This is a genomic window from Marinifilum sp. JC120 (assembly GCA_004923195.1).
Lineage (GTDB): Bacteria > Desulfobacterota > Desulfovibrionia > Desulfovibrionales > Desulfovibrionaceae > Maridesulfovibrio.
The window spans coordinates 1-702 of the sequence record RDSB01000114.1 but is presented as its reverse complement, the minus strand read 5'-3'; the positions used below and the strand labels follow the sequence as shown (position 1 = coordinate 702).

1 protein-coding gene is annotated in these 702 nt (G+C 49.1%); it reads left to right on the top strand.

Translation table 11 applies throughout. The features are described 5' to 3' along the window. Positions 1–660 carry a type IV secretion system protein gene (locus tag D0S45_20630; GenBank protein TIH07269.1) on the top strand — a complete coding sequence of 220 codons (660 nt, stop codon included), beginning with the start codon at positions 1–3 and terminating at the stop codon, positions 658–660. The last annotated feature ends 42 nt before the right edge of the window (positions 661–702 follow it).

Genomic DNA, 702 nt, shown 5'->3' with positions numbered 1-702 from the left:
ATGTCTAAACCAACTGAAAACCCATATCTCACAGGCCGAGAAGAGTGGCTTGAGCGTTATGGCTCATACATTGATGGCCGTAACCAGTGGCGGTTATTCGCTTTGTGTTGCCTTCTGGTTACCGCCATATCCATTACCATGAATTTTGTGCAAGTCACTCAAAGCAAGGTTGTCCCGTACACCGTTGAAGTGGACAAACATGGCCAAGTCCTTTCCGTAACCCGCGCGGATGAAATCGGCCCGGTTCCCAAACGTATTATTCAAGCAGAAGTGGCCAACCTCATCGTCAACTGGCGGACCGTTACCGCTGACATCGGGCTTCAGAAGAAAATGGTTAAGCGGATGTCTTCATTCGTAACCGGCGCAGCCCGCGGTGCAACTAAAAGTTGGTACGAGAAAAACAACCCATATCAGCGCGGCCAGAAGGTACTCGTTGAGGTTGATGTTAAAGGCATTCCGCTCCCTGTCAGCTCTGAGAGCTGGCGAATCGAATGGCTGGAAACCGTGCGCAATCACTCAGGTGTTGCCCAGTCCAGCACTCATTACGAAGCGACTGTAAAAGTCCGCATCTCTCCCCCAGAAACTGAAAGCCAGATTCTCAGGAATCCCCTTGGCATTTATGTCACAGAATTATCCTGGGCAAAACTTCTTGAACAATAGGAGCCGAAATGAAGCATCTCATTTTAACGTTATTCCTTGTTC

Coding starts and splice junctions, on each gene's coding strand:
- D0S45_20630 (TIH07269.1), top strand. CDS start 1: ATGTCTAAACCAACTGAAAACCCATATCTCACAGGCCGAGAAGAGTGG.